The sequence below is a fragment of the Kitasatospora sp. HUAS MG31 genome, from assembly GCF_040571325.1.
GTDB classification, from domain to species: Bacteria; Actinomycetota; Actinomycetes; order Streptomycetales; family Streptomycetaceae; genus Kitasatospora; species Kitasatospora camelliae.
In genome coordinates this window covers 4,178,501-4,203,918 of record NZ_CP159872.1, presented here as the reverse complement: position 1 = coordinate 4,203,918, position 25,418 = coordinate 4,178,501, and the positions used below count along the sequence as shown (strand labels likewise).

At 71.6% G+C, this 25,418-nt stretch carries 12 protein-coding genes, 3 rRNA genes and 1 pseudogene; 3 read left to right on the top strand and 13 right to left on the bottom strand.

Annotated features, from left to right (window positions below; translation table 11 throughout):
- Positions 1–67 precede the first annotated feature (67 nt).
- The 10 genes and pseudogenes from pstS to ABWK59_RS19015 form a co-directional block, all read right to left on the bottom strand.
- On the bottom strand, positions 68–1,201 hold the full coding sequence (gene pstS, locus ABWK59_RS19060; protein ID WP_354641795.1) for a phosphate ABC transporter substrate-binding protein PstS: 1,134 nt from the start codon (positions 1,199–1,201) through the stop codon (positions 68–70).
- 267 nt (positions 1,202–1,468) lie between these two features.
- The gene (locus ABWK59_RS19055) at positions 1,469–1,978 is read right to left on the bottom strand and encodes an NUDIX hydrolase (protein WP_354641794.1); all 510 of its coding nucleotides are present in this window, start codon (positions 1,976–1,978) and stop codon (positions 1,469–1,471) included.
- Positions 1,963–3,027, bottom strand: a complete 1,065-nt coding sequence (locus ABWK59_RS19050; protein ID WP_354641793.1) for a CHAD domain-containing protein — start codon at positions 3,025–3,027, stop codon at positions 1,963–1,965. Before ABWK59_RS19050 ends, ABWK59_RS19055 begins: the two co-directional genes overlap by 16 nt.
- Positions 3,028–3,193: 166 nt before the next feature.
- Positions 3,194–5,668: an RNA degradosome polyphosphate kinase gene (locus ABWK59_RS19045; protein ID WP_354641792.1), complete on the bottom strand. Its 2,475-nt coding sequence runs from the start codon at positions 5,666–5,668 to the stop codon at positions 3,194–3,196.
- Positions 5,669–5,914: 246 nt separating this feature from the next.
- Positions 5,915–6,868 (bottom strand): mycothiol synthase, encoded by a 954-nt coding sequence (gene mshD, locus ABWK59_RS19040; protein WP_354641791.1) that lies wholly within the window; start codon positions 6,866–6,868, stop codon positions 5,915–5,917.
- A 129-nt stretch (positions 6,869–6,997) separates the two neighbouring features.
- Positions 6,998–7,114, bottom strand: a 5S ribosomal RNA gene (gene rrf, locus ABWK59_RS19035).
- A gap of 69 nt (positions 7,115–7,183) precedes the next feature.
- Positions 7,184–10,290, bottom strand: a 23S ribosomal RNA gene (locus tag ABWK59_RS19030).
- A 281-nt stretch (positions 10,291–10,571) separates the two neighbouring features.
- A 16S ribosomal RNA gene (locus ABWK59_RS19025) occupies positions 10,572–12,093 on the bottom strand.
- The 16S, 23S and 5S rRNA genes sit together here, the layout of an rRNA operon.
- 619 nt (positions 12,094–12,712) lie before the next feature.
- A pseudogene (locus ABWK59_RS19020) lies at positions 12,713–13,948 on the bottom strand (PP2C family protein-serine/threonine phosphatase); the annotation flags it as partial.
- 260 nt (positions 13,949–14,208) lie between these two features.
- On the bottom strand, positions 14,209–15,561 hold the full coding sequence (locus ABWK59_RS19015; protein WP_354645008.1) for an NAD(P)/FAD-dependent oxidoreductase: 1,353 nt from the start codon (positions 15,559–15,561) through the stop codon (positions 14,209–14,211).
- 314 nt (positions 15,562–15,875) lie between these two features.
- On the opposite strand from ABWK59_RS19015, the gene ABWK59_RS19010 reads away from it, so the two are divergent.
- Positions 15,876–16,871, top strand: a complete 996-nt coding sequence (locus ABWK59_RS19010) for a TetR/AcrR family transcriptional regulator (protein ID WP_354641790.1) — start codon at positions 15,876–15,878, stop codon at positions 16,869–16,871.
- A 358-nt stretch (positions 16,872–17,229) separates the two neighbouring features.
- A complete protein-coding gene (locus ABWK59_RS19005) occupies positions 17,230–19,221 on the top strand; it encodes a sigma-70 family RNA polymerase sigma factor (RefSeq protein ID WP_354641789.1) in 1,992 nt (663 codons plus the stop codon).
- Positions 19,222–19,302: 81 nt separating this feature from the next.
- Here the strand turns inward: ABWK59_RS19005 and ABWK59_RS19000 are convergent, their stop codons facing one another.
- From ABWK59_RS19000 to ABWK59_RS18990, 3 genes are all read right to left on the bottom strand, one after another.
- Positions 19,303–19,995 (bottom strand): DsbA family oxidoreductase, encoded by a 693-nt coding sequence (locus tag ABWK59_RS19000; RefSeq protein ID WP_354641788.1) that lies wholly within the window; start codon positions 19,993–19,995, stop codon positions 19,303–19,305.
- A gap of 99 nt (positions 19,996–20,094) precedes the next feature.
- Positions 20,095–20,589 carry a universal stress protein gene (locus tag ABWK59_RS18995; RefSeq protein ID WP_354641787.1) on the bottom strand — a complete coding sequence of 165 codons (495 nt, stop codon included), beginning with the start codon at positions 20,587–20,589 and terminating at the stop codon, positions 20,095–20,097.
- A 197-nt stretch (positions 20,590–20,786) separates the two neighbouring features.
- The gene (locus tag ABWK59_RS18990) at positions 20,787–23,042 is read right to left on the bottom strand and encodes an asparagine synthase-related protein (RefSeq protein WP_354641786.1); all 2,256 of its coding nucleotides are present in this window, start codon (positions 23,040–23,042) and stop codon (positions 20,787–20,789) included.
- 936 nt (positions 23,043–23,978) lie between these two features.
- Between ABWK59_RS18990 and ABWK59_RS18985 the strand changes: the two genes are divergently transcribed.
- The gene (locus tag ABWK59_RS18985; protein WP_354641785.1) at positions 23,979–25,412 is read left to right on the top strand and encodes an MFS transporter; all 1,434 of its coding nucleotides are present in this window, start codon (positions 23,979–23,981) and stop codon (positions 25,410–25,412) included.
- The last annotated feature ends 6 nt before the right edge of the window (positions 25,413–25,418 follow it).

The following is a 25,418-nucleotide window of genomic DNA, read 5'->3' as shown; positions in this document are numbered from 1 at the left end:
GTCAGTGGGCCCGGCGGGGGCGGCCCGTCCCCCTCGTAAGGGGCCGCCCCACCGGTGGTCCTGCGGGTCAGGCGAGGGCGGCGACGACGCCCTGGACCTTGGAGGACAGCTCCTTCGGCAGCGGGACGTAGCCGCCGTCGCCGATGGCCTTCTGGCCGTCGGCGCTGATCGCGTAGGTGAGGAAGGACTTCAGGGTGTCCAGCGACTCGGCCTTGTTGCCCTTGTCGCAGACGATCTCGTAGGTGACCAGGACGATCGGGTAGGCACCCTCGTCCTTGGTGGCGTAGTCCAGGCTGAGGGCCAGGTCGCTGCCGGTGCCGGCGATCTTCGCCTTGGCGAAGGTGGTGGCGGCGTTGGCGGCGGTGGCCTCGACCGGCTTGGAGGCGCCGGTGCTGATCGCGGCGCTCTTCAGCTTGTTGGTCTGGGCGAAGGAGAGCTCGACGTAGCTGATCGAGTTCTTGACGCTCTTGACCTGGGCGGAGACGCCGGCGCTGCCGTTGGCGGACTGACCGCCCTTGGCGGCCCAGGTCTTGGAGGCCGGGTAGGTCCAGGCGCCGTTGGAGGCCTTCGCCAGGTACTTGGTGAGGTTGTCGGTGGTGCCGGAGTCGTCCGAGCGGTGGACGTGCTGGATGTCCGCGTCCGGCAGGGTCACGCCCGGGTTGAGGGCGGCGATGGCCGGGTCGTTCCACTTGGTGATCTGCGAGTCGAAGATCTTGGCGATGGTGGTCGCGTCGAGGGTGAGCTTGTCCACGCCGTCGATGTTGTAGACGATCGAGATCAGACCGCCGACCATCGGCAGGTTGACGCCCTGGCCGCCGGTGCAGACCGCCTTGGAGGCCTCGACCTCGGCCGGCTTGAGGGCCGAGTCGGAGCCCGCGAAGGCGACCTTGCCCTGGTTGAACTGCTGGACGCCGGCGCCGGAGCCGCCGCCGCCGTAGGTGATGGTGGTGCCGGAGCAGGCGGCGCCGTACGCGGTCTTCCAGACGTCGATGGCGTTGCCCTGGGCGGTGGAGCCGGCACCCAGCAGCTGGCCGCCCTTGCCGCAGGCGATCTTCGCGGCCGCGGCCGTGGTGCCACCGCCGGTCGCGCCGTTGGACGAGGTGTTGTCGTCCGAGCCGCAGGCGGTGAGCGACAGCGCGCTGACGAGCGCCACGGCACCGATCGCGAGGGCCTTGGAGCGGCCGTTCCGCTGGAGCTTCACAGGTGTCCCCTTCTGAGGCAGTACCCAGCGCCGAGTCTCTGCCTTCGGCGCGGATCATGCGTGGTCCGGGGCCCGTCCGGCCCTCCGGTAGTCCAGAAGTTAGGCCGGGCAGGTGACGCATCAGGCGGTCACAGTTGAACGGGAAGTGAACCTCGGAGGGATGGCAGGAAACTGCGGTCGGTAGTAACGGTTGCGTCACGGTGGGGGCGCGGTGAGATCACCCGCCCGCGGACGCCGGGACCCCAGCTCAGCCCGGGTCCGCCCCGGTCAACCCCGGCCCAGCAGCTCCAGCAGGGCGTCCACCAGAATCCGGTCACGCGGGTGGGTGAGCCGCTCCTTGGCCTTCCGGGGCGGCAGCCACTCCAGCCGGTCCACCTCCCGGTTGGGCGTGAAGGCACCGCCGGTCGGGACGGCAGCCCAGTACCGGACCTCCTTGGGCCGCCCCTGCGCCCGGTAGTGCTGCACCGGCAGCTCCGGCCCCAGCGCGCACCGCATCCCGGTCTCCTCGTGCACCTCGCGCAGGGCGGCGGCCCGCCAGCCCTCACCGGGGTCGAGCTTGCCCTTGGGCAGGCTCCAGTCGTCGTACTTCGGCCGGTGGATCAGCGCGATCCGGGGCTTCTTCCGCCGCACGCCGTCCTTCCTCAGCGGGCCGGGCACCCACAGCACCGCCCCGGCCGCCAGGATGGTCGGCTCCCAGGGGCGGGCGAGGCTCGCCGGCGGGTGTCCGCCGCCGGGAGGAGGGGTCGCGTAGCGCGCGGCGGTCAGGCGGTCGCCCATGCATGCCATCCGTGGTGCTGGAGGTTCGGCCACTGGTGGCCGAAGGCGTACCGGGCCGCCTCCACCTCCAGTCGCTGATCAGCATGCACCACTCCGAGCACGTACGCGGTCGCCGGGGTGATCCGCGGGGTCCGGGCGGCCGCCGCGGCCGTCAGCGCCGCGTCGGCGGCCTCCTGGTGCCGGTGCAGGACGCGGTCCAGGCCGTCCAGCCCGTCCAGCGGGGCACCGCACACCTCCAGCGCGTACCGGGCCCGCTTGACCAGGACACGCAGCCGGTGCCAGGGGGCGTCGGCGGCGGTCAGCGCCGCCTCGGCGTCCAGGACCGGGCCGCGGGCCGGCGGCACGGTCGCCAGCCGGTGCAGCCCGTCCCCGCCGTACGGTGCCGCGAGGCGGGCCAGCGGGAGCCGCTCGGTGCCCTCCGCGAGCGCCGCCAGCGCGGTGGCGGCCTGCGGCCGCAGCACCTCGGCCGACTGCCTGGCCGCCCGCGGCTCCAGCGGCACCTCCCCGGCCAACAGGGTCATCCGGTCGGCCAGCGCGTGCAGCCGGGCCGACCGCAGCTCCTGCAGCAGCCCGGAGTGCGCCCGGGTCCGCGCCAGGGTGAGCTGCCGCTCCAGCAGGGCCCGGGCCTTCGGCGCGCCGGTGTGCCCGGCCAGGATCCCCGGCCCGTCGCCGGCGGTGTCGCTCAGCGAGTCCAGCGCGGCCAGCAGCCGGTCGGCCCGCCGCTGGTAGGCCGGCTCCTGCCCGAGCAGGTCGAGCAGCCAGCGCAGCTCGGTACGGGCCTCGGCGGCCCAGGCCGGCTCGAAGGCCGGCTCGAAGGTGTGCAGCGCCCCGCCCACCCGGCGGACGGCCCGCAGCAGGTCGGCGGCGGCCGCCGCGGAGGCCGGCAGCGCGCCCGGTCTCGAGCCGGCCTCGCCCACCGCCTGCGGCAGGGCGCGCAGGAACGCGCCCGCCTGGGCGGCGAGGTACCCGGCGAGGACCTCCCCGGCGGTCCCGGCGGCCGGGTCGGCGGACCCGTACGGCTCCGGGGCCGTCGTCGGCGCTTCGGTCATGGCTGTGGCTCTCCCCGTTTCCGTCCCGGAGCGGCGCTCCGGGGCTGCTGGCCCCGCGGGGCCGGTCAGTGCGGCTCGGCCGGGCCCGCGGTGGGCGCGGCCCGGCCGTGGTGCAGCGCCGGGCGGCCGGGCGTGCCGTCGGGGCGCGCCCGGCCGAGGCGGTGGATCAACGACCGCCCGACGCGCTGCGGTGCCGGCGCCGGGCGTCGATCAGCAGGTCCTGGACGTGCCGCAGCGGCCGTCCCTCCCCGTCCTGCGCACGCCGGGTCCAGCTGCCGTCCGCGCCCAGGTGCCAGGACTGGGTCTCGTCCGACATGCCGAGGTCGAGCAGGGCCGACAGCTCCTGCCGCTGCGCCGGGTCGGCGACCCGGACCAGCGCCTCGATCCGGCGGTCCAGGTTGCGGTGCATCATGTCGGCGCTGCCGATCCACACCTCCGGGTCGCCGCCGTTGCCGAACACGAAGACCCGCGAGTGCTCAAGGAACCGGCCGAGCACGCTGCGGACCCTGACGTTCTCGCTCAGCCCGGCCACCCCCGGCCGGATGGCGCAGATACCGCGCACCCAGACGTCCACCGGCACCCCGGCCTGCGAGGCCCGGTACAGCGCGTCGATGACGACCTCGTCGACGATCGAGTTGACCTTGATCTTCACGTACGCCGGGCGGCCGGCCCGGTGGTGCGCGATCTCGCCCTGGATCCGCGAGATCAGCCCGTCCCGCAGGCCGCGCGGCGCGGTCAGCAGCCGCCGGTACGACTCGCGGCGCGAGTAGCCGGACAGCCGGTTGAACAGGTCGCTCAGGTCGGCGCCCACCTGCGGGTCGGAGGTCAGCAGGCCGAGGTCCTCGTACAGCCGGGCGGTCTTCGGGTGGTAGTTGCCGGTGCCGACGTGCGAGTAGCGGCGGAGGGTCTCGCCCTCCTGCCGGACCACCAGGGACAGCTTGCAGTGGGTCTTCAGCCCGATCAGGCCGTAGACCACGTGGCAGCCGGCCTCCTCCAGCTTCCGGGCCCACTTGATGTTGGCCTGCTCGTCGAACCGCGCCTTGATCTCGACCAGCACCAGCACCTGCTTGCCGGACTCCGCTGCGTCGATCAGCGCGTCGACGATCGGCGAGTCACCGGAGGTCCGGTACAGCGTCTGCTTGATCGCCAGCACGTTCGGGTCGGCGGCCGCCTGCTCCAGGAAGGCCTGCACCGAGGTGGAGAAGCTGTCGTACGGGTGGTGTAGCAGCACGTCCCGCTCGCGCGTGGCCGCGAAGATGTCCGGCTGCGAGGCCGACTCCACGTCGGTCAGGCCGCGGGCGGTGCCGGCCACGAACTTCGGGTACTTCAGCTCCGGCCGGTCCTGGTCGGAGATCCCGAACAGCCCGGTCAGGTCGAGCGGGCCGGGCAGCGGGAAGACCTCGGCCTCGGTGATGTTCAGCTCGCGGACCAGCAGGTCGAGGATGTAGGGGTCGATCGACTCCTCCACCTCCAGCCGGACCGGCGGGCCGAACCGGCGGCGCATGAGCTCCTTCTCCAGCGCCTTGAGGATGTTCTCGGTGTCGTCCTCCTCCACCTCCAGGTCCTCGTTGCGGGTGACCCGGAAGGCGTGGTGGGCGAGCACCTCCATCCCCGGGAACAGCTCCTCCAGGTGCGCCCCCATGACGTCCTCCAGCGGCACGTACCGCTGCGGGGAGGCCTCCAGGAAGCGGGACAGCGACTGCGGCACCTTCACCCGGGCGAAGTGCTTGTGCCCGGACACCGGGTTGCGGACGACCACCGCGAGGTTGAGCGAGAGTCCCGATATGTACGGGAAGGGGTGCGCCGGGTCCACGGCCAGCGGCGTCAGCACCGGGAAGATCTGCTGCCGGAACAGGGTGTGCAGCCGGGCCTGCTCCTTGTCCGCCAGCTCCGGCCAGCGGACCAGCTCGATGCCCTCGGCCGCCAGGTCGGGCAGCACCTCGTGCTGGAAGGTGGCGGCGTGCCGGGCCATCAGCTCGCGCGAGCGCCGCCAGATCAGGTCCAGCACCTCGCGCGGCTGGAGGCCGGAGGCGCTGCGCTGGGCGACGCCGGTGGCGATCCGCCGCTTCAGGCCGGCGACCCGGACCATGAAGAACTCGTCCAGGTTGCTGGCGAAGATCGCCAGGAACTTGGCCCGCTCCAGCAGCGGGATCTGCGGGTCCTCGGCAAGCTCCAGCACCCGCTCGTTGAACGCCAGCCAGCTGCGCTCGCGGTCAAGGAAGCGGCCCTGCGGGAGCTCGGCGTACTCGGCGGGGACCGAGGCCTGCGTGACCGTCGGCTGTCCGTCCGCGGCGGCCAGGCCGAGAGCGGCGGTGACCGAGGCGGGCAGCACGGGCGCCGGGGCGGGGTTGGCCGCGGTGGTCTCGGCGGTCGTGGACCGGCCGGCCGCCTGCTCGGCGCTGTCGGCGCCCGGCTTCGCGGCTGCGGGCTCCGCGGCCGGGGGCTTGGCGGAGGCGGCCTGGGCAGCGCCGGCGGGGCGCGCGCCGGACCGGGCCGAGGTCCCGGCCGACTTCCGGGTCGCCTTCGCGGCGGACCTGCCGGCGGCCTTCTCGGTGCTCTTGGCCCCGCGGGCCCGGACGGAGGGGTCGGCGGACTGCTCGACCTGCCCGGGCGAGGCGGAGACGGGGCGGGGGATGCTCATGGGGTCCAGCTCCTCCTGCAGGGCGAAATCCCGGCGGCGCGCAGGTCGCACGACGCACACGGGGTCCTCGTCCCCCGGGACCGCTTCCCGGACCCCGGATGCGACGGCGGCACCGCCGGGGTGCCGGCGGTCCGTCACGGGACGAGGAACCACGTACGTCATTCTGTGATCTTCGCGGCGTCAATTGAATCCACGGTAAACACCGCATGGCCAGGAGGAAAGCTGAGTCGGTCACCCCTGTGGCGGCTACCGGACGCCGCCTTCCGACGCCTGGACGCGGTACATCAGGTCCACCTCGTGGATGGTGAACCCCAGTCGTTCATATACCCGCACGGCGGCCGGATTGTCAGCGTCCACATAGAGCAGAACGGTCTCCAGCTTCCGGTCCAGCGCCAGGTGCCTCAGACCGGCCGCGGTGAGCGCCCGCCCGAGCCCGCTGCCCTGCTCGGCCGGGGCCACCCCGACCACGTACACCTCGCCGAGGCCCTCCGGGTGCACCTTGGTCCAGTGGAAGCCGACCGGCGCGCCGCCCCGGGTGGCGAGGAAGAAGCCGGCCGGGTCGAACCAGGGCTCGGCCTCCCGGTCCGCCAGGTCCGCCGCGGTCCACGCGCCCTGCTCGGGGTGGTGGGCGAACGCCCGGGCGTTGAGGGCGAGCCAGGCGGCCTCGTCCTCGCCCGGGTGGAAGGTCCGCAGCTCCACGCCCGCCGGCAGCGGCACCGGCTCGGGGGCCTCGCCCGTGCGCCGCATCTGCCGCAGCTCACGGACCAGCTCCGCGCCCCGCTCGGCCGCCAGGCGGGCGGCGGCCGGGTGCCCGCCGTGCGCCCAGAAGTCGACGGTGGTGTCCGGGCCCGCGGCCGCCAGGACGGCGTCCAGGAGCTGCCGGCCGAGGCCGCGGCCGCGGTGGGCCGGGTCGACGGTCAGCTCGGCGGTGCCCCGGGCGGAGCCGGTTTCGAGCTGCGCGTACCCGGTGGTCAAGCCGGACACCGTCTGGATCAGGTGCCGGACACCCGGGCGCGGGGTCCCGGCCCGGAGCCGGAGCCGACCGGCCTCGGACACCGCCTCCCGGCCGTCCGCATCTCCGGCCGCGGCCAGGACCGCGCGGACCGCGTCGACCTGGGCCGGGGTGAGGCTGTCGACGACGTCGACGCGGGCGGTGTCGTTGCCGGCGCCGGGGGGTGACGGGGTCTCAGAGGTCTCCATGCCTGCGACCTTACGCCGCTGTCGGGACCGGTCCACGGTCTCGCTAGGACCGGAGTTCCGGTTCCCCTGAACTCCCCCGGAAATGCGAAAAGGGCCCCGCACGAATGCGGGGCCCTTCCCTGAATGATTGTTCGGCGGCGTCCTACTCTCCCACAGGGTCCCCCCTGCAGTACCATCGGCGCTGTGAGGCTTAGCTTCCGGGTTCGGAATGTAACCGGGCGTTTCCCTCACGCTATGACCACCGAAACACTATGAAACTATCCGCCGGCAAGACGGGTCGTGGTTTCAGAACCAACACAGTGGACGCGAGCAACTGAGGACAAGCCCTCGGCCTATTAGTACCGGTCAACTCCACCCCTCACAGGGCTTCCATATCCGGCCTATCAACCCAGTCGTCTACTGGGAGCCTTACCCTCTCAAGGAGGTGGGAGTGCTCATCTCGAAGCAGGCTTCCCGCTTAGATGCTTTCAGCGGTTATCCCTCCCGAACGTAGCCAACCAGCCATGCCCTTGGCAGGACAACTGGCACACCAGAGGTTCGTCCGTCCCGGTCCTCTCGTACTAGGGACAGCCCTTCTCAACACTCCTACGCGCACAGCGGATAGGGACCGAACTGTCTCACGACGTTCTAAACCCAGCTCGCGTACCGCTTTAATGGGCGAACAGCCCAACCCTTGGGACCTACTCCAGCCCCAGGATGCGACGAGCCGACATCGAGGTGCCAAACCATCCCGTCGATATGGACTCTTGGGGAAGATCAGCCTGTTATCCCCGGGGTACCTTTTATCCGTTGAGCGACGGCGCTTCCACAAGCCACCGCCGGATCACTAGTCCCTACTTTCGTACCTGCTCGACCCGTCAGTCTCACAGTCAAGCTCCCTTGTGCACTTACACTCAACACCTGATTGCCAACCAGGCTGAGGGAACCTTTGGGCGCCTCCGTTACCCTTTGGGAGGCAACCGCCCCAGTTAAACTACCCACCAGACACTGTCCCTGATCCGGATCACGGACCCAGGTTAGACATCCAGCACGACCAGAGTGGTATTTCAACGTCGACTCCACAACAACTGGCGTTGCTGCTTCAAAGTCTCCCACCTATCCTACACAAGCCGAACCGAACACCAATATCAAGCTATAGTAAAGGTCCCGGGGTCTTTCCGTCCTGCTGCGCGAAACGAGCATCTTTACTCGTAATGCAATTTCACCGGGCCTGTGGTTGAGACAGTCGAGAAGTCGTTACGCCATTCGTGCAGGTCGGAACTTACCCGACAAGGAATTTCGCTACCTTAGGATGGTTATAGTTACCACCGCCGTTTACTGGCGCTTAAGTTCTCAGCTTCGCCTAGCCGAAACTAGACTAACCGGTCCCCTTAACGTTCCAGCACCGGGCAGGCGTCAGTCCGTATACATCGCCTTACGGCTTCGCACGGACCTGTGTTTTTAGTAAACAGTCGCTTCTCGCTGGTCTCTGCGGCCACCCCCAGCTCGGAGTGCAAGACTCGTCACCAGGAATGGCCCCCCTTCTCCCGAAGTTACGGGGGCATTTTGCCGAGTTCCTTAACCACAGTTCACCCGAACGCCTCGGTATTCTCTACCTGACCACCTGAGTCGGTTTAGGGTACGGGCCGCCATGAAACTCGCTAGAGGCTTTTCTCGACAGCATAGGATCATCCACTTCACCACAATCGGCTCGGCATCAGGTCTCAGCCTCAATGAGTGACGGATTTGCCTATCACTCGGCCTACACCCTTACCCCGGGACTACCACCGCCCGGGCTGGACTACCTTCCTGCGTCACCCCATCGCTCACCTACTACCACCTTGGTTCAGCGGCTCCACCACTCCCCTTCGCCCGAAGGCTCCGGGGCGGCTTCACGGCCTTAGCATCAGAGGGTTCAACGTTGGCGCTTCAAAGCGGGTACGGGAATATCAACCCGTTGTCCATCGACTACGCCTGTCGGCCTCGCCTTAGGTCCCGACTTACCCTGGGCAGATCAGCTTGACCCAGGAACCCTTGGTCAATCGGCGCAAGAGTTTCCCACTCTTGTATCGCTACTCATGCCTGCATTCTCACTCGTGAACCGTCCACAACTCGATTCCTCGGCTGCTTCACCCGGCACACGACGCTCCCCTACCCATCCACACAGCCGTTGGGCCTACACGTGTGAATGACACGACTTCGGTGGTGTACTTGAGCCCCGCTACATTGTCGGCGCGGAATCACTTGACCAGTGAGCTATTACGCACTCTTTCAAGGGTGGCTGCTTCTAAGCCAACCTCCTGGTTGTCTCTGCGACTCCACATCCTTTCCCACTTAGCACACGCTTAGGGACCTTAGTCGGTGTTCTGGGCTGTTTCCCTCTCGACCATGGAGCTTATCCCCCACAGTCTCACTGCCGTGCTCTCACTTACCGGCATTCGGAGTTTGGCTAAGGTCAGTAACCCGGTGAGGCCCATCGCCTATCCAGTGCTCTACCTCCGGCAAGAAACACACGACGCTGCACCTAAATGCATTTCGGGGAGAACCAGCTATCACGGAGTTTGATTGGCCTTTCACCCCTAACCACAGGTCATCCCCCAGGTTTTCAACCCTGGTGGGTTCGGTCCTCCACACGGTCTTACCCGCGCTTCAACCTGCCCATGGCTAGATCACTCCGCTTCGGGTCTTGGGCGTGCAACTCAATCGCCCTATTCGGACTCGCTTTCGCTACGGCTACCCCACACGGGTTAACCTCGCTACACACCGCAAACTCGCAGGCTCATTCTTCAAAAGGCACGCAGTCACAGTCCGAAGACTGCCCCCACGGCTTGTAGGCACACGGTTTCAGGTACTATTTCACTCCGCTCCCGCGGTACTTTTCACCATTCCCTCACGGTACTATCCGCTATCGGTCACCAGGGAATATTTAGGCTTAGCGGGTGGTCCCGCCAGATTCACACGGGATTTCTCGGGCCCCGTGCTACTTGGGAGATGAGCAAGCAAGCCGCTAATGTTTCGTCTACGGGGGTCTTACCCTCTACGCCGGACCTTTCGCATGTCCTTCGACTACACCAACGGTTTCTGACTCGCCGACCGGCCGGCAGACCGATCAAGCTCATTCCCACGACCCCCAAGCGGCAACCCCTGCCGGGTCTCACACCACTTGGGTTTAGCCTCATCCGGTTTCGCTCGCCACTACTCCCGGAATCACGGTTGTTTTCTCTTCCTGCGGGTACTGAGATGTTTCACTTCCCCGCGTTCCCTCCACACTGCCTATGTGTTCAGCAGCGGGTGACAGCCCATGACGACTGCCGGGTTTCCCCATTCGGACACCCCCGGATCAAAGCTCGGTTGACAGCTCCCCGGGGCCTATCGCGGCCTCCCACGTCCTTCATCGGTTCCTGGTGCCAAGGCATCCACCGTGCGCCCTTAAAAACTTGGCCACAGATGCTCGCGTCCACTGTGCAGTTCTCAAACAACGACCAGACACCCAAACTCAACACCCCGAACCGGGATGCCTCGCATGAGGCCGGCAACTCTGAAGCAACAACCTTGATGGCCGTTCCTTCAGGACCCAACAGCGTGCCCGACACACCAGCGGTCGTCCTGTGTTCCACGCCGAAGCAGTACTAACAGACCCCATACCAGTGTGCCGAATAGTCAACGTTCCACCCATGAGCAACCGTGCGAGACATTCGCTCGCAGTCGGCCATGTGCTCCTTAGAAAGGAGGTGATCCAGCCGCACCTTCCGGTACGGCTACCTTGTTACGACTTCGTCCCAATCGCTGGTCCCACCTTCGACGGCTCCCTCCCAAGGGTTAGGCCACCGGCTTCGGGTGTTACCGACTTTCGTGACGTGACGGGCGGTGTGTACAAGGCCCGGGAACGTATTCACCGCAGCATGCTGATCTGCGATTACTAGCAACTCCAACTTCATGGGGTCGAGTTGCAGACCCCAATCCGAACTGAGGCCGGCTTTTTGGGATTCGCTCCGCCTCGCGGCATCGCAGCCCTTTGTACCGACCATTGTAGCACGTGTGCAGCCCAAGACATAAGGGGCATGATGATTTGACGTCGTCCCCACCTTCCTCCGAGTTGACCCCGGCAGTCTCCTGTGAGTCCCCATCACCCCGAAAGGCATGCTGGCAACACAGAACAAGGGTTGCGCTCGTTGCGGGACTTAACCCAACATCTCACGACACGAGCTGACGACAACCATGCACCACCTGTACACCGACCACAAGGGGGCGCCCATCTCTGGACGTTTCCGGCGTATGTCAAGCCTTGGTAAGGTTCTTCGCGTTGCGTCGAATTAAGCCACATGCTCCGCTGCTTGTGCGGGCCCCCGTCAATTCCTTTGAGTTTTAGCCTTGCGGCCGTACTCCCCAGGCGGGGAACTTAATGCGTTAGCTGCGGCACCGACGACGTGGAATGTCGCCAACACCTAGTTCCCAACGTTTACGGCGTGGACTACCAGGGTATCTAATCCTGTTCGCTCCCCACGCTTTCGCTCCTCAGCGTCAGTAATGGCCCAGAGATCCGCCTTCGCCACCGGTGTTCCTCCTGATATCTGCGCATTTCACCGCTACACCAGGAATTCCGATCTCCCCTACCACACTCTAGCCTGCCCGTATCGAATGCAGACCCGGGGTTAAGCCCCGGGCTTTCACATCCGACGCGACAGGCCGCCTACGAGCTCTTTACGCCCAATAATTCCGGACAACGCTCGCACCCTACGTATTACCGCGGCTGCTGGCACGTAGTTAGCCGGTGCTTCTTCTGCAGGTACCGTCACTTGCGCTTCTTCCCTGCTGAAAGAGGTTTACAACCCGAAGGCCGTCATCCCTCACGCGGCGTCGCTGCATCAGGCTTTCGCCCATTGTGCAATATTCCCCACTGCTGCCTCCCGTAGGAGTCTGGGCCGTGTCTCAGTCCCAGTGTGGCCGGTCGCCCTCTCAGGCCGGCTACCCGTCGTCGCCTTGGTGGGCCGTTACCCCACCAACAAGCTGATAGGCCGCGGGATCATCCTGCACCGCCGGAGCTTTCCACCCACCCCCATGCAGGAGCAGGTCATATCCGGTATTAGACCTCGTTTCCAAGGCTTGTCCCAGAGTGCAGGGCAGATTTCCCACGTGTTACTCACCCGTTCGCCACTGATCCACCCCGAAGGGCTTCACCGTTCGACTTGCATGTGTTAAGCACGCCGCCAGCGTTCGTCCTGAGCCAGGATCAAACTCTCCGTGAATGTCAACCCGTGATCGGGTATCCCACTCGCGGAAGAGCGGCACGGCAACCACCGGAATAAGGTGATCCCGCGCACTGCGTCCTCGCTAGTGTTATTTCAAAAGGAATCTCCAACAAGACCATGACGGCCTCGCCGGGGATGTCAACATATCTGGCGTTGACTTTTGGCACGCTGTTGAGTTCTCAAGGAACGGACGCTTCCTTCGGACCGCCTTCCAGCGGGCCCTCCGGGCGCTTCGTTCTTTCGTGTTTCCAGCTTATCAGATCCGAGCTTGTGCTCTTTCCCGACTCGCTTTCGTCTTCTGCGCCTTGACGGCCCGTCCGACGTTTCAAACTCTAGCCGATCCCCGCTCCGAAAAGCGAATCCGGCCGCAATCCATATAAACGCGCACGCCGAATTCGCACAGGGGCGCGACAAAGCGCGACCCAGCCCGGACCGGGAAGTGGTGTTTCAAGGGATTGGCTGCCCCGGGACCGTCCGCGCAGACGCGTGTCCGGTGCTCCCTGTCAGGCAACTCGAAGAACTTTACACACCTGCTCCACCCGAATCAACCCCAGCCTGCCGGGTCCTCGGTGGCGGGGTCGCCACCGGTCGGGTCGTCAGGGTCCTCCTCGTCCAGCGGGAGCTGGAAGGCCAGGACGGCCACGTCGTCGTCGTGCTCGGCGGTGACCCCCATCGCCCGCAGCAGCCGGGCGCAGACGACCTCGGGGCCTCCGATCGCGCCGCCGAGGGTGCGGGCGAGCAGGTCGAGGCCGTGGTCGATGTCCTCCTCGCGGCGTTCGACCAGGCCGTCGGTGTAGAGGACGCCGGTGGTGCCGGGGAGCAGGCGGAGGGTGTGGGAGAGGTGGGTGCCGTCGCCGGTGCCGAGAGGCGGTCCGTTCTGCTCCTCGCCGCGCAGGACGATGCCGTCGGGGCCGCGCAGCAGGAGGGGGAGGTGGCCGGCGGAGGCGTAGAGGAGGGTGTGGGCGCCCGGGTCCCAGATGGCATAGGTGCAGGTGGCGATCTGGTTGGCGTCGATCTCCATGGCCAGGCCGTCGAGGAGGCGCATCACCTCGTGCGGGGGCAGGTCGAGGCGGGCGTAGGCGCGGACCGCCGTACGGAGCTGGCCCATGACGGCGGCGGCGCGCAGGCCGCGGCCCATCACGTCGCCGATGACCAGGGCGGTGCGCCCGCCGCCGAGGCCGATGACGTCGTACCAGTCGCCGCCGACCGCGGCGTCGGCTCCGCCGGGTTGGTAGGTGGCGGCGACGCGGAGGTCGGCGGGCTGTTCGAGTTTCTGCGGCAGGAGGCTGCGCTGGAGGGTGACGGCGGCCTCGCGCTGGCGGCGTTCGGCTTCGCGGAGGCGGGTGGCGGCCTGGACCTGGTCGGTGACCTCGGCGGCGAAGACCAGCACGCCGCGGGGCGTGGAGGGGCCGTCGGCGCCGAGCGGGACGCAGGAGATGTTGTAGTAGCGGCCGCCACCGGGGCCGGCGATGCACCGGGCCTTGACGCTGCGCGGGCGGCCGCTGCGGAGCACCTGGTCGAGGAGCGGGAGGACGCCGAGTTCGATGAGCTCGGGGAGGGCCTCGGTGGCGGGCAGGCCGTTGGTGCGGGGGCCGAAGAGCTCGCGGTAGGCGCGGTTGGCGTAGCCGAGCTGGTGCTGGGGGCCGTAGGTGACGGCGACCGGGGCGGGGAGGCGACGGAGGACGTCGCGGTGGTCGTACAGCTGCTCCAGCTCGCGCGGGTCGAGGAGACCGGAGGCGGCGACCGGGTCGCGCGGGCCGGGCACGGGCACGGTGGGGGCCCCGTCGGCGGCGGGGGGAGCGGCACGCCACGGGGCTCCGGTGAGCCGGGCGCTCCAGCGCATGAGGTTCAACTCGGCCGCTTCCTCGGTTCGGGGGCTGGGCGGGATCGGGTCGGACTGGCGTCGGGTGGGGTGACTCTGGCAGAGATGGCTGGGCAACGGCTGGGAACGGCGTGAAGTGGTAACAACAATGTCGGTTCATCACACCATGCTTACGACTGACGACCCCAGGTGATGGACCGGTGGGGCTGATCCTGTCAGGCTGGGGCCCTATTCCGGAAGTCGCGTCCGTTTCGCGGCGCGTTCACCCGCTTCGGGGACCGGTTCAGCCTTCATGGTCGCGCGCGCCGATCGGAGCCGGACTCGAATCCGGACTCGAACTCGGCTCGCGGATTCTCGACCGTGCCCAGCGAGACCACCTCCCGGCTGAACACCCCGCCGAGCAGCCAGTCGGTCAGCACCCGGACCCGGCGCTCCAGGCTGGGCAGCCGGCGCAGGTGCCGGGCTCGGTGCAGCCACCAGGCCCGGCGGCCGGTGAGCTGGCCGCGGCGGGTGTGGGCGACGGCCCGGTGCAGCCCGAGCGAGGTGGAGCAGGTGGGCCGCTCCGGCCGGTACGGGTTCAGCGGGCGGCCGTCGAGCGCGGCGGCGAGGTTGTCGGCGAGCAGCGCGGCCTGGGCGAGGGCGTGCTGGGCGTTGGGGGCGCAGGGGGCGCCGTCGGCCCCGGGGTCGGGGACGGAGGCACAGTCGCCGGCGGCCCAGGCGTCGGGGAGGGGGTCGTCGGCGGGGCCGAGGATCTGGAGGGTGGGGAGGCAACGGACGCGGCCGGTGGCGTCGAGCGGGAGGTCGGTGGTGGCGAGCATGGGCGCGGGCCGGGTGCCGGCGGTCCAGACCAGGGTGCGGGCGGCGAACCGGCTGCCGTCGGAGAGGGTGACGAGCCGGTCGGCGGCGGATTCGAGGGTGGTGCCGAGGCGGACGTCGACGTTGCGTTCGCGCAGTTCGGTGAGGGTGTGGGCGGCGAGTTCGGGGGACTCCTCGGGCAGGATCCGGTCGGTGGCCTCGACCAGGACCCAGCGGAGGTCGTCGGGGGTGAGGTTGTGGATGCCCCTGGCCGCGTACCTGGCCATGTCCTCCAGCTCGGCGAGGGCGCCGACGCCGGCGTACCCGGCGCCGACGAAGACGAAGGTGAGGGCGGCCTGGCGGAGTTCGACGTCGCGGGTGGTGGAGGCCAGGTCGAGCTGCTCCAGGACGTGGTTGCGGAGGCTGACGGCCTCACCGACGGTGGCGAAGCCGAGGCCGTGTTCGGCGAGACCGGGGACGGGCGCGGTGCGGGAGACCGAGCCGGGGGCGACCACGAGGACGTCGTACGGGATCTCGGTGGGGAGCCGGAGTTCGCCGCGGGGTGCGGCGTCGACCCAGGCGCGCCGGTTGGCGTGGTCGACGCTGGTGACGCGGGCGGTGAGGACGCGGCAGTCGCGGAGGGTGCGGCGGAGCGGGACGACGACGTGGCGGGGGTCGATGGAGCCGGCCGCGACCTCGGCGAGCAGCGGGTGGTAGGTGAGGTAGGGCTGCGGCTCGACGATGGTGATCTCCACCTCACCGGCCCGGATGCGGGCCTTGAGCTGCTGTTGGAGGCGGAGCGCGGCGGTCATGCCGGCGCAGCCGCCGCCGATGATCAGGATCCTGATGGGGCACCTCCGGCCGTCGTGATCCGGTTCGCGTTCCCCCTATGAAGCCCGCGCGGGGGCCTCTTGTCCACAGCCCGGGCCGGATCCGGTGGGTCGGGCATGTCGTCCCGGCCGGACGAAGGTGCACTTCTGCCGCGAACTTGCTTGAACTATGGTCGGATTGTGCGTCGTCGGCGAATGCCGACTGCACCCGGAGGAACCGGGGAAGGGTAGTGCGCGGACCTCGAGCGGTTGCCGGGGTCGGCGTCGTGCACCGGGGGGTGCGCAGTGTCTGGACGGGAGCCCGGAACCGGGCGCCTGCGGGGGAGGGTTGGATGACGGATCAGGAATTCACGGTGGAGCGGCTGCTGCCTGCGGTGGGCCAGGTGCCCGAGCAGCGGATGCCGTTCGACCCGGGGGTGTTCGCGCCCGAGGTCCCGGGTGTCGCTTCTTTCGGCGCCGGCTCGCTCGGTGCCGGTTCACTCGGTGCCGGTTCGTTCGGTACGGGCGCACCGGAGCGCGGTCTGCCCGAGCGCGGTCTGTCCGAGCGGGCGGTGCCGGTGCGGGCTCAGGCGGGGATGGAGCGCCCCTCGGGCGGCGGTCGGGCGGCCGGTGCGCGGCTGCGGGTGGATGCCCGGCGGAACCTGGAGAGCGTGCTGAAGGCGGCCCGCCAGGTGTTCGGCGAGCTGGGCTACGACGCGCCGATGGAGGAGGTGGCGCGGCGGGCAGGGGTCGGGGTCGGCACGGTGTACCGGCGATTCCCGAGCAAGGAGGTGCTGGTCCAGCGGATCGCGGCCGAGGAGGTCGCGTGGCTGACGGCGCGCGCCCGGGATTCGCTGTACGGCGGCGACGGCCCGTGGGAGGCGCTGTCCGGGTTCCTCGCGCGGGCGGTGAGCTCGGGTGCCGGGCGGCTGCTGCCGCCGGAGGCGTTCCGGTACGCCGAGGAGATCGGCCGGGTGCCGGAGCAGCGGGTCGCCGGGAACCGGGTCTTCGAGACGCCGGGGGCGGAGGGCGAGCAGTCGCTGGACGCCGATCCGCGGCTGCTGCTGGACCTGCTGGCGGCGCTGGTGGCCCGGGCGGGTGCGGCGGGTGAGCTGCGGCCGGGTGTGACGGTGTCGGACGTGGTGCTGGTGTTGACGGCGGCGGTGCCGGTGCACGCGGGTGCGGCGCTGACGGCCGGCGGCCGCGACGCGCGGGACGGGCGGGACGTGAGGGACGCCAGGGACCGGCGGGAATCGCGCGAGGCCCGGGACGTCCGGGAGGTCGCCGAGGGCGACGCTCCGGGGGACCGGCTGCTGCGGATCCTGCTGCACGGGCTGCGGGCCCGCTGACGGTGATCCGCTGATGGTGGTGCGTTGACGGTGGCATGCTGACCACCGTGGTCGGCTGACGGCGGTTCGGCCACGGCGGGTCCGCCGACAGGGGATCGGGCGGGGGCTCGGGCGGGGGCTCGGGCGGGGGCTCGGAGCGGGGCGGGCGGCCGCGGCAGCGCGCCGATAGGCGGCCCGGACGAGTGGGTTCGTGTCCGATCGGGTTCCCGATGGCCGCTCCGCTATGCCATTCTTTGCCCGTGGTTGGAGCCATTGTCCCGTTGCGTGCCGTTCCGCTGGTCGCCGTGTGCGACGGGCGGGCCGCCGAGGGCGCCGAGTTCGGCGGCGTCCGACCGTTCTCCGCGTCCGGGGGCCGGAGTTGAGCACCGAGGACCAGAGCGAGCACGCCCCGGGCGTGGATGTGCCGGGTCAGGTGCCGGACCAGGCCGGCTCCCCGGCCCGCGAGTCGCTGTCCGGGCGGGTGCCCGGCCAGGCGGCGGCCGGGCGGGGTCGGGTGACCCCGGAGGCGTTCGTCGGGGAGGACCTCCCGGCCCGGGTGGTGGTTCCGGCGCCGACCGAACCGGTGGACGGCGAGCGCCCGCCCTCCGACGCCGAGTTGACCGCCCGGGTGCGGGCGGGGGACGACACCGCGTACGAGGAGCTGTACCGGCGCCACGCCGATTCGGTGCGCCGCTACGCGCGGACCTGCTGCCGCGACAGCTTCACGGCGGAGGACCTGGCGGGCGAGGTGTTCGCCCGGACGCTGCAGGCGCTGCGGGCCGGCCGGGGGCCGGAGTTCGCGGTCCGCGCGTACCTGCTGACGGCGGTGCGGAACGTCGCGGCCGCCTGGGCGCGCAGCGAGCGCCGGGAGCAACTGGTCGACGACTTCGGCACCTTCGCACAGTCCTCGGCGACGGCGATCGAGTTCGATCTGGCCGATCCGGGCGCGGACGCGTGGGCGATGGCGCTGGCCGACCAGCGCATGGTGATGCGGGCGTACGCCGAACTCCCCGAGGACGACCGGGTGGTGCTCTGGCACACCGAGGTGGAGCGGGAGTCGCCGAAGACGGTGGCGGTGCTGCTCGGCAAGACGGCGAACGCGACGGCGGTCCAGGCGCACCGGGCGCGGGACCGGCTGGCGGCGGCGTTCCTGCAGGCACATGTGTCGGGCAGCCAGGAGTCTGGCTGCGCGGTGTACGCGAACCGGCTGGGCTCGTACGCCCGGGGTTCGCTGCGCAAGCGGGCGACGGCGGAGGTGGGCCGGCACGTCCGGGACTGCGACCGCTGCACGGCGGCGTACCTGGAGCTCACGGACATCAACCACAGCCTGCGGGCGGTGCTGCCCGACGGGGTGCTGCTCTGGATCGGAGCCGGGTACCTCACGGCCGCGGCGGCCGCGGTCGGTGCCGGCGCGGCGGTCGGCTGTGCCGCCGCGGGTGCGGCCGCAGGGGCGGCCGGTGCGGGGACGGCGGGGGCCGGGGCGGCCGCGGGCGGCGCGGCGTCCGGCTCCGGGTCGGGCTCGGTGGCCGGCGCGGTGGCCGGGGAGGCCGTCGGAACGGCCGCGAAGGCGGGGATCGCGGCGGGTCTGGCGGTGACCGCGGCGGTGGTCGTGGCGTACACGCTGAGCGGGCAGTCCGAGGAGCCGCGGACGCCGGTCGCGGCGCCGGTGGTCTCGGCTCCGGTGGTGCCGGCGCCGGTCGTGCCGAACCGGCCGGAGCCGAGCCCGACGGCGAGCGAGGAGCCCTCGCCGGAGCCGAGCCCGGCGCCGTCCCTGGCGGCGGCCGTTCCGCGGCCGAGCCCGTCGCCGACTCCCCCGCCGTCCCGGCCGTCGCCCAGCGCCACGCCGGCGCCGCCGGTGACGCCGTCCCCGGTGGTGGTGCCGCCGCAGCCCCCGACGCCGACGCCGACCCCGCCGGAGCCCCCGGTGGTGACCCTCTACTGGCTGGACGAGCTGCCGTTCGGCCCGGGCACGCAGCGCGAGGTGGCGGAGGGCCCGTCGATCCGGAGGACCGGTCAGCTGGTGCAGCGCGGCGGTGGCTGGATGCGCGGCGGGTTCCACCGGCACGCGCTGACCGTGGCGGTGCCGTCCCAGGTGACGGTGGACCTCGGCGGCCGGTGCAGCGCGCTGGACGCGGTGGTCGGGCTGGACGACCGGACGGTGCGGCTCGGCGGCGCGGTGTTCAGCGTGCAGGGCGGGGACGGGCGGACGCTGTGGTCCTCGGGCGAGGTGTCGCCGTGGGCGGTACCGGTGCCGGCGCACGTGTCGCTGGCGGGCCAGACCTCGGTCCGGCTGGTGGTGAAGCCCGGGGCGGACGGGTGGCCGTTGATCGACCTGGCCGACTGGGCGGACGCGCGGCTGACCTGCGGGTGATCTGCGGGTGATCTGCGGGGGAGGCCGTCCCGCACGGTCGGCGCAGGTCGATCGGACCGTGCGGGATCGGACCGTACGGGGTCAGACGGCGCAGGCTCCGTCGGTGCAGGCGTCGCCGTCCGGGGTGACCGGGGCGGTTTCGGCGATCTCCGCCTCGACCTGCTGGAGGACGCGGAGGAAGGTGTCGGCCTCCTGGCCGCCCTGGACGGCCCACTGGCCCTCGAAGACGAAGGTCGGCACCGCGCTGATGCCCATCGCGCGGCCGGCCGAGAGCTGGGCCCGGACCTCGGCGGCGCCCTCGTCACCGGCCAGGTAGGCCTCCACCCGGGCGCGGTCCAGGCCCGCCTCGACGGCCAGCCCGGTCAGCGCGGCGCGGTCGCCGATGTCGACGCCGTCGGTGAAGTGCGCCTTCAGCAGGCGCTCCTTGAGGTCGGCCTGGACGGCGGAGCCGTACTCGGTCTCGGCGAGGTGCAGCAGCCGGTGGGCGCGCAGCGTGTTGACCTCGATGGCGGCGTCGAAGTCGTAGTCGATGCCGACGGCCCGGCCGAGCTCGGCGACCCTGGCGTCCATCGCCACCGACTGCGGGCCGTAGCGCTCGGCAAGCCACTCGCGGTGCGGGCGCGGGGTCTCGGAGGCGTCCGGCACCAGCTGGAACGGCCGGTAGACCACCTCGACGCCGTCCTTGCCGGCGAAGCGGTCGAGCGCCTGCTCGAAGCGTCGCTTGCCGATGTAGCACCAGGGGCAGGCGATGTCGGAGTAGATCTCGACCTTCATGGCGTGGGGCTCCTTGTCGGGGCGGGGGACGGTACCGGTAGGTGAACCGTCAACCACCTGGGGGCATTCCCGGACCGGTCGGGCGTTTCGGGTGTGGGGCTACTCGGCGGCCGGGGCCGGGACGACCAGGACCGGGCAGGCCGCGTGATGGACGGCCGCGGTGCTGACCGAACCGAGCAGCAGGCGGGGGAAGCCACCGTTGCCGCGGGTGCCGACCACCAGGGTGTGCTGGTCCGCGGAGCAGCGCAGCAGCACCTCGATGACGTTGCCCAGCACCACGTGCAGGGTGAGTTCCCCGCCGTACGGGCGGCGGCGGGCGGTCTGGACGGTGTCCACGGCGCGGCGGAGGCCGTCGGCCATGCTCGCGGCGAGGCGTTCGACGCTCTCCTGCACCAGCTCCGCCATGCCGGGCGGGTAGCCGGTGGGCGACGGGTTCACCACCGCCACGACGTACAGCGGCAGCCGGAAGAGCTCCGCCTCGGTCATCGCCCGGTCGAGCGCCCAGAGCGAGCCGTCCGAACCGTCGCAGGCGGCCAGCACCCCGGGGAACCCGGGCGCGGGGGCCTCACCGGACACGGGCAGCGGTTCTCTCACAGCAGGGCCTCCTGGCTACGGACCACCCCGCCATGATCCCCGCCGACGGCGGGCGGGGGCGGCGAGGCGCGCCCATGCGGGGGCTGCGGAGGCGCAGGTGCGGCGGGGCGGGGGGTGCGGCGGGCCTTGCGGCCCGCGCAGTTCCCCGCGCCCCTGGGTGAGCCCGACAAGCGGAGCGCGGTGGACCTGGGGAGGTGTCAGGTACGGGTGAGGGCGGGGCGGGGGGTCGGGGGGAGGCCGGTCCAGGAGGAGCCGGCGCGGCGGGCGGTGAGGCGGCGGAGCCAGAGTTCGGTGGCGATGAGTTCGGCGAGCCCGTCGAGGGTGTCGGAGGGCAGCGGGGTGTCGGGGTCGGCGGCGCGGGCGAGGGTGCGTCGGACGGCGGTGGTGTCGAGCAGGCCGATCTCGCCGAGCAGGGGGCGTTCGAAGAGCAGGTGGAGGCTGTCGGCGGCGAGCCGGAGTCCGGTCCGGTCGGCCTCGGCGCGGTCGGGTCGCGGGGTGCGGCCCCAGTCGGGGGGCAGGTCGTTCCGGCCGGCGCCGGTGAGAACGGCGCGCAGCAGGGCGTGCCGGGCGCCGGGCTGGAGCCGGACGTCGTCGGGCAGCAGCCGGGCGGCTCGGACCACCTGGTTGTCGAGGAAGGGGGCGTGCAGGCGCTGTCCGTACTGTTCGGCGGCGTGGACGAGGGTGCGGTACCCGGCGGCGTGGCGGTGCAGGGCGTGGCCGGCCCGGCGGGCACCGGGGTGTTCGGTGGGGGCGGGGCCGCGGGCGGCGGTGCGCAGGCGCTGGGCGACGGTGGCGAGGGCGTCGTCGGTGAGCCAGCGGGCGGCGGGACCGGGGACGCCCCAGGCGAGGTCGGCGGCGGAGCTGGCGCCCGCGGTGGTCCCGCCGCCGGGGGCCTTGCGGATCGTCAGTTTCAGGGCGAGGTCGTCGAGCCCTTCGGCGTAGCGGGCACGGGCCAGCCGGTGGGCCGCCCGCAGGACGGTGAGCGGGGTGCGCAGGGTGCCGGTGAGGGCGCCGGCGACGGCGCGGTCGGCGCCGGCCAGGGCGGCGACGGGGGCGAGGAGTTCGCGGGATCGGCCGGTGCGGATCAGGTCGGCGAGGCGGGCCGGGTGGCCGTCCAGGACCTGGCGGGCGCCGTGGCCGGTGAGGTGGTCGGCGCCGCCGGCGCGGTAGGCGGCGCGGAGTCGTTCGGCGGCGATCAGGGCGGGCCCGGGTTCGTCGGTGAGCGGTCCGGTGAGCGGGTCCGCCGCCAGCCCGGCGTACGGGTGTGCGGGGGGCAGGACGATGTGCCGCAGCCGGGGGACGTCGACGGCGAGGGCGAGCCCGTCGGCGCGGCCGACGGTGACGGCGGCGAGCGCCTCGGGGTCCAGGGGTTCGGGTGGTTCGGGGGCCGGGCCGCGGGCCCAGGAGCCCTTGACCGCGCCGGTGCGGGGCGGATCGGCGTACGGGTCCGGGTCGCGCTCCCGTACGCCGGGGTCGTTCTCCGGGACGGGGTCCCGGTCCGGGTGCACGGTGACCGGTGGGCGGGCCGGTCCGGGGCCGCCCCCCGGGTACGGTCCGGGGCGGGGCGGCGGGGGGAGGCGCGGGACCGGCGGGTCGGCCGGGTTCCGCCCGGTGGGCGCCGGACCGATCGGCACGGCGGCGGCCAGCAGGGCCACGGTGGCGGAGGCGGTCCCGTACGAGAGGTCGACGCCGAGCCGGGGCCGGTCCGCGACCGGCGCCGAGCTGCGGACCCGGCAGCGGACGGCCTCCAGCAGCGCCCGGGTGAGTTCGCGGACGGCGGGCGCCTCGGCGCGCGGGCCGGGGCCGGCGGGTTCCTCGTACCGGTCGGTGTACGGGCGGCCGCCGCGGATGCCGAGCGCGTGTCCGGGCGGCACCCGGTGGACTCCGGCGTACGGGGTGCCGGTGCCGAGCGCCTCCGGCGACTCGGGGACCGCGAGCCGGGCGGCCAGGTGCTCGGGGTCGAGGGGCGCGCCCACCAGGTCGGCGAGGGCGAGGGCGGTGGTGGCGTACGCCGTGCCGCCGCACCACGGGGTGTGGAAGACCGGGAGGGCGCCGGCGAGGTCGGCGAGCAGCACGGTGGATCGGGTGCCGGTGCGGAGGACCACGGTGTAGCTGCCGGGCCAGCGGGTGAGGTGGCGGACGGCGCCGCCGCGGGCGGCGGCCAGGCCGGCGGCGAGTTCGGCGTCGCTGGCGCCGCAGCGGCCGAGGACGGCGAGGCGCACGGTGGCGGGGGTGTCGCGGTCGGCGGGCTCGGGCGGGGTGAGGCCGGTGGTGACGGCGGCGGGGGCGCCGGGACGGAGCACGGCCAGGCGGATCTCCTCGGGGCGCCAGTCGCCGACGGCCCAGAGCGGGTCGGGGCCGCTCCACAGCGGGGTGCCGGCGAGCGGGCGGATCGCGGCCAGCTCGGGTCCGGCCGCGCCGGAGGTACCGCTCCAGCCGGTGATCCACCGCATCGCGCCTCCGCAGGGCCGAGGGTCGGGCGCGCGGGAGTGGTGGTGCGGGTGTGGCGCGCCGTCAGATCCCATCGTGCCATCGGTTGGTCGCCTGCGGGACAAGTCCGACGGGGGAAGTGGTGCGCTTGGTAGGCGGCTTGCGGGTGGGCGGGCTTTCGGGCTCGCGCAGTTCCCCGCGCCCCTGTTGTGGTTGACCGGTTGCACGGGACCGACCTGGGAGCTGGTGCGCTTGGTAGGCGGCTTGCGGGTGGGCGGACTTCCGTCTCGCGCAGTTCCCCGCGCCCCTGTTGTGGTTGACCGGTTGCACGGGACCGACCTGGGAGCTGGTGCGCTTGGTAGGCGGCTTGCGGGTGGGCGGACTTCCGTCTCGCGCAGTTCCCCGCGCCCCTGTTGTGGTTGACCGGTTGCACGGGGCCACGCCGGTCGGGGCGGGCCGGGCCTCCCCCTCCGTGGCCCGGGCCGCCCCGGTGTGCCCGCCGGCCTTCCGCGGCATGGCCGAGCCAAGCCGGGACGGCCCGTGGATGGCCGAAAGGCGTCGCACGTCCGGGAGGGCATCCGCATGCCCTCCCGGACCTGCCGCCGCCCGCGGGGATGGAGGCAGCGGTTTCCCCCGGCCCGCCGGGTCCTCGGCGGCGGGCCGATCCACAGCGTCCAGCGAATCGCCGACCTGCCGCTGTGGCCAGGGGGCACGGGTGGCGCACATCGGCACATGACCGGAGCACAGTCGCTCGCCGGACGGTCCGGAGGGCCGTGGTGTCCGCCCCGGGCGCAGGGCGTCGACCGGCCGGGCGGGCACGCGATTCCGCCAACCGGAATGCCGGCTCTTAACCGTCGGAACCCGGACGACTACGCTAGGTGCAGCAGCAGCCCGGGGGTGGGTGCCGCCCGTGCCCGCCCGCCCGTCCGCGCGCCACGTCGCCAGGGGGTGCCACCGCCATGACCGCCATCTCACGGACCGCCGGTTCGCGCGGGCCGAACGATCGGCTCGGCGCACTCCTCTCGCTCGCCCAGATCAGCAATGCCGGCCTCGCGAGGCGGGTCAACGACCTGGGCGCCCAGCGCGGTCTGACGCTGCGCTACGACAAGACGTCGGTCGCCCGCTGGGTGACCAAGGGCATGGTGCCGCAGCGGCCGGTGCCGCACCTGATCGCGACCGCGCTGGGCAACAAGCTGGGCCGGCCGGTGCCGCTGGAGGAGATCGGCCTGGGGGACTCGCACCCGGCGCCGGAGCTGGGGCTGGAGTTCCCGCGCGAGGTACCGGAGGCCGTCCGGTCGGCGACCGAGCTGTGGCGGGTGGACCTGGACCTGCGGCGTGGTCCGGGCGGCGGGCGGTGGAGCGACAGCCTGGCCGGCACGTTCTCGGTGGCGGCGTACGCGACGCCGGTCTCCCGCTGGCTGATCACCCCGGCGGACGGGTCGGTGGCCCGGGAGGCGCCGGTGCCCGACCTGGCCGGGTACCGGGTGGGCCACTCGGACGCGGCCAAGCTCCGCGAGGCGGCCCAGGAGGCGCGGCGCTGGGACTCCAAGTACGGCGGCGGGGACTGGCGTTCGTCGATGGTGCCGGAGTGCCTGCGGGTGGAGGCGGCGCCGCTGCTGCTGGCCTCGTACAGCGACGCGGTGGGGCGGGCGCTGTTCGGCGCCACCGCCGAACTCACCCGGCTGGCCGGGTGGATGGCCTTCGACACCGGTCAGCACGAGGCGGCGCAGCGGTACTACATCCAGGCGCTGCGGCTGGCCCGGGCGGCGGGGGACGTGCCGCTGGGCGGGTACGTGCTGGCGTCGATGAGCCTGCAGGCGGCGTACCGGAACTTCCCCGAGGAGGCGGTGGACCTGGCGCAGGCGGCGCTGGAGCGCAACCGGGGGCTGGCGACGGCGCGGACGATGAGCTTCTTCCATCTGGTGGAGGCGCGGGCGCAGGCGCGGGCGGGGAACGCGCCGGCCTGTTCCTCGGCACTGTCGGCGGCCGAGGCGGCGCTGGACCGGTCCCGGCCGGGGGATCCGGATCCGACCTGGATCGACTTCTACGCCTACGACCGGCTGGCCGCGGACGCCGCGGAGTGCTTCCGGGACCTCGGGGTGCCGGCGAAGGTCCGGCAGTTCACCCGGGAGGCGCTGGCCCGCCCGACCGAGGGGTTCGTCCGCTCGCACGGGCTGCGGTTGTTCGTGTCGGCGATGGCCGAGGCGGAGGCGGGGGACCTGGAGGCGGCGGTGGCGGCCGGCGAGCGGGCGGTGGAGGTGGCGGGGCGGATCTCCTCGCAGCGCAGCCGGGAGTACGTGGTGGAGCTGCTGCGCCGGCTGGAGCCGTTCCAGGACGAGCAGCGGGTGCGGGAGTTGGCCGAGCGGGCGCGGTTGGTGCTGTCGCCGTCCTGAGTGCCG

What these genes read in the sequence shown, in the direction of transcription:
- ABWK59_RS19055 (WP_354641794.1), bottom strand. Translation starts at nt 1,978, where the DNA reads ATGGGCGACCGCCTGACCGCCGCGCGCTACGCGACCCCTCCTCCCGGC.
- ABWK59_RS19050 (WP_354641793.1), bottom strand. Translation starts at nt 3,027, where the DNA reads ATGACCGAAGCGCCGACGACGGCCCCGGAGCCGTACGGGTCCGCCGAC.
- ABWK59_RS19045 (WP_354641792.1), bottom strand. Translation starts at nt 5,668, where the DNA reads ATGAGCATCCCCCGCCCCGTCTCCGCCTCGCCCGGGCAGGTCGAGCAG.
- mshD (WP_354641791.1), bottom strand. Translation starts at nt 6,868, where the DNA reads ATGGAGACCTCTGAGACCCCGTCACCCCCCGGCGCCGGCAACGACACC.
- ABWK59_RS19010 (WP_354641790.1), top strand. Translation starts at nt 15,876, where the DNA reads ATGACGGATCAGGAATTCACGGTGGAGCGGCTGCTGCCTGCGGTGGGC.
- ABWK59_RS19000 (WP_354641788.1), bottom strand. Translation starts at nt 19,995, where the DNA reads ATGAAGGTCGAGATCTACTCCGACATCGCCTGCCCCTGGTGCTACATC.
- ABWK59_RS18990 (WP_354641786.1), bottom strand. Translation starts at nt 23,042, where the DNA reads ATGCGGTGGATCACCGGCTGGAGCGGTACCTCCGGCGCGGCCGGACCC.
- ABWK59_RS18985 (WP_354641785.1), top strand. Translation starts at nt 23,979, where the DNA reads ATGACCGCCATCTCACGGACCGCCGGTTCGCGCGGGCCGAACGATCGG.